We start from the raw sequence: 6,771 nt of genomic DNA on the forward strand, positions 1-6,771 counted from the left end.
GTCAGCCCTTCATCCCACGGCCTGTGATCTTGTCGACCGAGCGCTTGATGTTCGCCATGAGCCCTCCGGCGGGATGCGCGGCCTCGAACTCAAGGCGCCGGCGGCGTTTCTGCCATTCGTCCTCAAGGATCTCCCCGTACTCGTCGCGCAGACGGGAGAAGAAGTCGACGGCACCCTGGATGTCATCGGCATCCGGATGCCCCTTACCCACGCCCCCGATGAGCCGGTACGGGCCCCAGGTGTCCCAACCGCGGCAGCCGTGCATGGTGAGCACCGTGGCCATGTTGACCTGCGCGACGGCGGCGAGGTCACGGCCGTTCCATTTGTCGGCACCGCCGTAGGTCATGAGGCCGAACACCTTGTCACCCGCGGAGAGCGCGTGGTCGAGGACGCGCTTCAGGTCCTTGTCGAAACCCCCGTAGTAGATGCCGGAGGCGGCGCCTATGAGGCGGTACTCGGAGAGATCCGGGTACTCGTTGCGGCCCAAGGCTGCGACATCGATGGTATCGACCTCGTCGGGGTAGGCTGCGGCGATGGCGTCGACGAGGAGCTTGGTATTGCCGTGGTGCTTGGAGCGGTAGAGGATCACGGTCTTGAGCGGACGGCGCGCGCGATGTGGCTCAGGCGCCGACCGGGGTGGCTCGGCGCCTCCCAAAGCGGATACGTCGGATTCCCCCTCAGCGCCCGCGGAGCCGGCCGATGCTCTGTTTGCCGCGACATCCTGCGGTGCCGGTCCCTCAATTTCATGGACTAGATCGGCTTCCGCCGCGCCGCCCTTCGACATGTCGGCCGCGCGCCGCCGGTAGGTGCAGAACCGGTAGCTGAGCCCCTCATCTCCCTCACCGGGTTGGGTCACCTGCTCTTCGGACTCCTCGACGAGCTCCCAAGCCGGATCCTCGTCCAAGTTCGGGAAAAAGGTGTCCGCCGGACGGATCGCATGCGTCTTGGTGATGACGGCCTCCGTGCAATACGGCAGCAGCTGACGGTAGATCTCGCCGCCGCCGATGACCCATGCCTCCCGCTCCCCCGCCACGGCGGCGAGCAGCTCGTCGATGCTGTGCACGGCCTCGACCCCTGCGCGGGCGAACGCAGCGTCGCGCGTGATGACGATGTTCCGCCGATCCTTCAGCGGACGGCCGCCGGGCAGGCTCTCCAACGTGCGCCGCCCCATCACCACCGTGCCACCACGCGTCATGCGCACGAAATGGCGCATGTCCGCCCGATTCTCTATGACCATGTCACCGTCGCAGCCGATGCCCCAGTCGTCGCAGACCGCGACGATCGCCTTCAGATCCGCCATAGCTGAAACCTCCGCCTATACTCGCCAGTCCACCTGCACGGTCCTAGACCGCGATCGGAATACCCTTGACCTGCGGGCCCGTCTCATATCCCTCGACGATCAGATCGTCGGTGGTGAAGTCGTAGAAATTCGTGACCTCGGGGTTCAGGGTAACGCGCGGCGCGGGGCGCTGCGGGCGCTCGATGAGCTCGCGAATGATCGGCACGTGCCGATCGTAGATGTGCGCGTCGACGATCACGTGCACGAGCTCGCCTGCCTCCATGCCGGCATGCCGCGCGACCATCATGAGCAGGATCGCGTACTGGCAGACGTTCCAGTTGTTCGCCGCGAGAACGTCCTGACTGCGCTGCATGAGCACCATGTTGAGGGTCGGGATCGCGGCGCCGGGTTCCTGCGTCACGTTGTACGTCGCGCTGTAGGCGCAGGGATAGAGGTGCATCTCGGAGAGATCGGCGAAGGTGTACATGTTCGTCATGATGCGCCGTGAGAACGGCGTGTGCTCGAGATCGAACAAGACGCGGTCCATCTGGTCGAAATCGCCCTCGGGATAGTGGGATACCTGCGCGATCTGATACCCGTAGGCGCGGCCGATGGATCCCGACTCGTCGGCCCACTGGTCCCAGATGTGCGAGTGCAGGTCGTAGATGTTGTTGGACTTCCGCTGGTAGATCCATAGCACCTCGTCCATGGCCGACTTGAGCGCCGTGCGGCGCAGCGTCAGCGCGGGAAACTCCTGGCGAAGATCGTAGCGGTTGGTGACTCCGAAGCTCTTGATCGTGTACGCCGGCGCACCGTCCTCCCAGTGCGCACGGACCTGCTCGCCCTCCGTGGTGGTGCCGTGGTCCAGGATCTGGCGGCACATCGATACAAACAGCTCATCTGCCTTACTCATGCGGCTCCTCTCACGCGCCCGTCGGCTCGCCCATGTCGTCAGTCAACCTGTCTGGCGCGCGCCCGCCAGAGGCAAACGCAACGCGGCACCCATCGTACGAACTGTTGGCAGAGGGCCCTCGGGGCTCTTGTGTCCGGATCATTATGGCATGCCTCCGCTCGCAGCCGGAGATCCGCCGCCGGTTGCGAAAAACGCCTACGCGCGCACCAGATAAGAAGCTGCGGAGCCCTCGGGTGCGCATCCGGCCGCGCCTCGTTAGCAGAAAATGTCAGATCTGAGTCTATACAGGGCGCGAAGACGCTGTTGACCCCTTCAACGTGCAATTGATAAATTACAGTTCTATAATTATGTTTTCTATGTATGAGAGGTGACTTGGAAAAGGCGGGCTTTAGAGACATGGAAACCTCCATTCTCTTCCCTCGATGACGCAGATCTGACATTTTCTACGAGTGAGATCACCCTGCTAGAAATGTTGAACCATATTATAGAATTTTTTATATATATTATTCATACTATTAGATATGTGACTAATCCAGGAAAGAGGACGACCCTGTCGTTGGGCCTGGATGCGTATGCGGGGCCATAATGGCTGCGTTGAACAGGAAACACGAGCTCTGGTCAGAGATACGAGCGGCCGTTTAGAAGGCATCTCCCCATTGAGACCACGACCCAGCGCTCCTGTCCCCCTGGACTCCTCGGTTTTCGAGCCATTCGCCAGCGTCGTAGGCATCGGTGAAAAACGAGGCCGTCGCAGGGGCGGCAGACGGTGCATCGGTTGCCGTGAGCAAACGCTGCGCCGTGGCAGCGAACGGACGGCTCCGGTGCGAAAGAACCCCGGAGCCGCCTGAAAGCCGACAGGCCGTTTGCGGTGACGAGCCGTGTGCAGGCTCCCCCGCTTGAGCGGCTACTTCCGCTTCATCTGCTGCTCCATCTGGCGCAGCAGTTCCATATCCGATCCACCGGTGCCCCTACCGCCGAGTCCTCCCATGAGCTGGTTCATGTCCATGCCGCCCATGCCAGGCAGCCCCGGCATGCGCATCTTCTTCCCGCGCTTGCCTTTCTTGCCCTTCTTGCCGCGGCCTCCCGACATCTGGTTCGTCATCGAGCGCATGCGGCCCATCATCTTGTTCATCTCGCCCCACTGCTTCATCAGGGCGTTCACATCTGAGGGGTTCGTCCCCGACCCGCGGGCGATGCGCGCGCGGCGCTGACCGTTGATGATGCTCGGCCTATCGCGCTCCTCCTTGGTCATGGAGAGGATCATCGCCTCGTTTTTATCGAAGATCCCCTCATCCATGGAGCCGCCCATCTGATTCAGGGCCTTCTGCCCACCGGGAAGCATCCCCAGGATCTTCGACATGCCGCCCATCTTCTTGACGGCGCGCATCTGATCGAGCATGTCGTTCATCGTGAAGCCGTCGCGCAGCATGCGCTCGGCGGCCTCGATCTGCTCGGCATCGGCCATCTCCTGGGCCTTCTCGATGATGCCGATGACGTCGCCCATCCCGAGGATGCGCTTGGCCATGCGCTCTGGGCTGAAGACCTCGAGGGCGTCGGGTTTCTCGCCCACGGAGGCGAACTTGATGGGTTTTCCGGTGACGGCACGCACGGACAGGGCGCCGCCGCCGCGGGCGTCGCCGTCGAGCTTGGAGATGATCACGCCGTCGAAATCGGTGCGCTCGGCGAAGGTGGACACCACGTTGACGATATCCTGGCCGGTCATGGCGTCGACCACCATGAGCACCTGATCGGGCTTGACAGCGCGCTTGATGTCGACGGCCTCCTGCATCATCTGCTCGTCGATCTGCAAACGGCCGGCGGTGTCGACGATGACCACGTCGCGCATCGTGTCGACGGCCTCGCGCACGGCGCCCTCGGCGATCGCCACCGGATGCGCGCCATCACCGCGGAAGACCGGCACGCCGATCTCGCCCGCGAGGGTGGCGAGCTGGTCTGCGGCGGCGGGGCGGTACACGTCGCCAGCCGCGAGCAGCGGGCTCTTGCCCTGCTTCTTCAAGAGGTAGGCGAGTTTCGCCGCAGCCGTGGTCTTACCGGAGCCCTGCAGGCCGACGAGCATGATAACGTTGGGGATGCGGCTCGAGAGCACGAGTTTGCTCTCGGTGCCGCCCAAAAGCTCGGTCAGCTCGTCGAGGACGATCTTGACGACGTTCTGCGCGGGCGTGAGGGACTCGAGCACCTCGGCCGTCATGCAGCGCTCTTTTGTAGCGGCCACGAAGTCCCTGACGACCTTGAAGTTGACGTCGGCTTCGAGCAGCGCCATGCGGATGTCGCGCATGGCGGAGGTGATATCGGCCTCGGTGAGCTTGCCCTTGCCGCGCAGGCGGTCGAGGGTCTCGGTCAAGCGGTCGGACAGGCTGTTGAACATCGATGCGCTCCTTCAGGGCGAAAACCCGCATAGCGGGCGAACTCAGTGACCTTTGATTATAGTTCAGGTGCCCCGGACGCCGCCTCCCCATTCCACGCGGCGAGAACTCCATCGAAGGCGCGTCGGCGGGCTGCGGAGAGGGGTCGGGCGAGGGCTGCGATCACCTGAGGATCAACCGAAGCACAGTCAACGGAACGCGTACGCGATGAAACCGGAGAAAGGCGTTGACCCTACTCCCCGCCCACGAGGGCGCGGGCGAAATCATGGGCATCGAACGCCTGGAGGTCGTCCACCTGCTCGCCCACGCCCACCCGGACGATCGGCAGCTTGAGCCGCGCGGCGACGGCGAAGGCGATCCCGCCCTTGGCGGTGCCGTCGAGCTTCGTCAGGATGATGCCGTCGAGACCGAGAGCCTCGTTGAACTCAAGCGCCTGGTTGAGTCCATTCTGCCCCGTCGCGGCGTCGATCACGAGGATGACGCGGACGGCCATCGGCCCCGTCTTCATGCTCGCGGCGCGCTTGCGGGTCACGTTGACGACCTTGGCGAGCTCGCGCATGAGCTCGGGCGAGGTGTGCAGGCGGCCCGCTGTGTCGATGAGGACGAGGTCGCGGCCCGAGCGCTCGGCCTCGTCGAGCACGTCGAAGCAGACGCTCGCCGGATCGCTGCCGCGCTCGCGCTTGACCACGGGAACGCCGGCGCGCTGGCCCCAGACGTCGAGCTGCTCGATCGCGGCGGCGCGGAAGGTGTCGGCGCTGCCGATGACGACCCGGCCCCCGCGCGCCGCCTCGGCGCTCGCGATCTTGCCGACCGTGGTGGTCTTGCCCGCGCCGTTGATGCCGACGAAGAGCACGCAGGAGGGCGTGTCGCGGAAGGGGTCTGCGGCGGGCGCGGCGAAGACCCGCTCCAGACGCTCGGCGAGGGCGCGACGGAGCGCCGGCGCGGTGGTGAGGTTGCGGCGGGCGGCCTCGTCGCGCAGGTCGTCGGTGACCTGCTGTGAGATCTCAGCGCCCATGTCGGCCATGACGAGGGTGTCCTCGAGATCCTCCCAGAAGCCCTCGTCCACCTCGCCGCCGAAGTAGAAGACCTCGTTTATGGCCTCGCGGCTGCGCTCAAGGCCCCGCTTCAGTGAATCGAACAGTCCCATCTAGGCGTTCACGACCTTTCCCGTCTCGCGATCGAGTTTCTGGCTGACCACCCGGCTGACGCCATCGGCCTGCATAGACACGCCGTAGAGCACGTCGGCGTCCTCCATCGTGCGACGCTGGTGGCTGATGACCAGGAGCTGCGTCGTGCGCCGGAGGTGGTCGATGGCGCCGATCAGCTTGCCGAGGTTCGAGTCATCAAGCGCCGCCTCGACCTCGTCGAGCACGTAGAAGGGCACCGTGCGCGTGCGGTACACGGCGAAGAGCAGGGCGAGGGCCGTCAGCGACTTCTCGCCGCCGCTCATGAGCATCATCTTGGCGATGCGCTTGCCGCGGGGCTGGGCCACGACCTCGATGCCGGTCTCGGCCGGATGCTCGGGGTCGGTCATCTCGAGGTGGGCCTGGCCACCGGGGAAGAGCATCGCGAAGACCTCGCGGAAGTTCTCATCGACCTTGCTGAAAGTCACGAGGAACTGATTGCGCATCTTGCGGTCGATGGCGTTCGTGATCTTCGTCAGCGACTTGCGCGCGGCCTCGAGATCGGCGAGCTGGGCCTCGACGTAGTCGGCCCGCTCGCGCAGGCGCTCGTACTCCTCGAAGGCGGCCTGGTTGACCGGGCCCAGGTTGTTGATCTGCCTGACCAGGTCTTCGAGCTCGCGCCTGCAGGCGGCCGGGTCCTCGGGCGCGGGGAGCTCGAGGGCCTCCTCGAGCACAGCGCCGTCGGCCGTCACCTGGGCGATGGCGTTCTCGACCTGGATCTCAAGCTTGCCGCGGGCGACCTTCGCCTCGTTCACGGCCGCCGCCGCGCGCTCCTGCTCCTCCTTGGCATGGGTGACCTCGGCCTTCGCGGCCTCGATGGTCTCCTTGAGCTCGCCGGAGTCCGCCTCGGCGAGCGATGCCTGGTCGCGCAGGCGCCCGGCCCAGTCCAGGGCGCGCTCGAGCAGCGCCTCATAGCGGCTGTGGAGCGGATCGATGCGCAGGCGGAGAACCTCGAGCGAGCGAGACGACTGCTCGGCGGCACGGATGCGGCGGTCGATCCCCTCCAGGCGG

Annotated in this window: 5 protein-coding genes; all 5 read right to left on the reverse strand. The window is 65.1% G+C overall.

The window, feature by feature from the left end; genetic code table 11:
- Window position 1 precedes the first annotated feature (1 nt).
- Window positions 2–1,300, reverse strand: coding sequence for a dihydrofolate reductase (locus CAP13_RS10270; protein WP_245798915.1), 1,299 nt, complete (start codon window positions 1,298–1,300; stop codon window positions 2–4).
- A 43-nt stretch (window positions 1,301–1,343) separates the two neighbouring features.
- Entirely contained in the window at window positions 1,344–2,192 is an 849-nt protein-coding gene (gene thyA, locus CAP13_RS05190) for a thymidylate synthase (RefSeq protein WP_085830518.1), read from the reverse strand.
- A 904-nt stretch (window positions 2,193–3,096) separates the two neighbouring features.
- Complete coding sequence (gene ffh / locus CAP13_RS05195; RefSeq protein ID WP_085830519.1) at window positions 3,097–4,578, reverse strand: signal recognition particle protein; 1,482 nt, start codon at window positions 4,576–4,578, stop codon at window positions 3,097–3,099.
- A gap of 230 nt (window positions 4,579–4,808) precedes the next feature.
- Window positions 4,809–5,723 (reverse strand): signal recognition particle-docking protein FtsY, encoded by a 915-nt coding sequence (ftsY, locus tag CAP13_RS05200; RefSeq protein ID WP_085830520.1) that lies wholly within the window; start codon window positions 5,721–5,723, stop codon window positions 4,809–4,811.
- Window positions 5,724–6,771: coiled-coil domain-containing protein (locus CAP13_RS05205; RefSeq protein ID WP_179184946.1), on the reverse strand; the 1,048-nt coding region annotated here is incomplete at its 5' end.

Source organism: Collinsella vaginalis (assembly GCF_900176655.1).
Lineage (GTDB): Bacteria > Actinomycetota > Coriobacteriia > Coriobacteriales > Coriobacteriaceae > Collinsella > Collinsella vaginalis.

What these genes read in the sequence shown, in the direction of transcription:
- CAP13_RS10270 (WP_245798915.1), bottom strand. Translation starts at nt 1,300, where the DNA reads ATGGCGGATCTGAAGGCGATCGTCGCGGTCTGCGACGACTGGGGCATC.
- ffh (WP_085830519.1), bottom strand. Translation starts at nt 4,578, where the DNA reads ATGTTCAACAGCCTGTCCGACCGCTTGACCGAGACCCTCGACCGCCTG.
- thyA (WP_085830518.1), bottom strand. Translation starts at nt 2,192, where the DNA reads ATGAGTAAGGCAGATGAGCTGTTTGTATCGATGTGCCGCCAGATCCTG.
- ftsY (WP_085830520.1), bottom strand. Translation starts at nt 5,723, where the DNA reads ATGGGACTGTTCGATTCACTGAAGCGGGGCCTTGAGCGCAGCCGCGAG.